Below are 698 nucleotides of genomic sequence, written 5' to 3'. Positions count from 1 at the left end.
TCTTAGGTTTGGTCTAAGGATTGGTGAAGCGCTCGCTATTCGGCTTCAGGATCTAGACCTAACAGGGCCTCATCCGTCTTTGGAAATCATTCGTATAGAGGAGCGAGGTAGAGATTATGTAGATCCGCGGACGCCAAATAACCCTCTCGTCAAAACCTATGGGCGGCTACTTTATTTCGCTCCGGAAGATGAAGATATCATCGGGTACATCGAAGCATATGTTTCTGAATATAGAGTAAAGCCTAACAAAATAAAACGCTCTACCATATTCTTGTCGCACGATTTTCTTTTCGTGTCTCATGGCCCATCCAATGCGGGCTGTCCACTTTCATGCTCTTCTGCGAGCAAGGTATCAACGGATATACGCTTGAAGTGTGTCGGTGTTTTTCACTGGCATATTGTCCGACATGCTGTCTTTAATCGACTTTACGAAGCGGCAGCCTCACTCGAAAATAATACTACCGAAATTGATCATATAGTTTACATGGGTGGCTGGGGCAGCCCGAGTTCACTGAACCGTTATGCCAAGCGGGCGATCAGAGATCTCACTAGAGCCAGGTTGCTTAAAAACAACAAGGACCGGGTTGAAAATGACGATTGAGTTAAATGATCTCGGAGAGTTTTTTGATGAGTCTGGCAGGTTATACATCCAATGCCGGGCTGACTCGTTGAATCCATTTTTTATCGACGTTACTACG

The 698-nt window shown here is 45.4% G+C and carries 1 protein-coding gene; it reads left to right on the top strand.

What is annotated here, in order from left to right:
- A partial coding sequence (locus SB717_RS33365) for a site-specific integrase (RefSeq protein ID WP_410907072.1) occupies nt 1-601 on the top strand: 601 nt, incomplete at its 5' end.
- Nucleotides 602-698 lie beyond the last annotated feature (97 nt).

The organism is Priestia sp. SIMBA_032 (genome assembly GCF_046535215.1).
Lineage (GTDB): Bacteria > Bacillota > Bacilli > Bacillales > Bacillaceae_H > Priestia > Priestia aryabhattai.
This window is presented reverse-complemented; position numbering and strand designations above follow the sequence as displayed.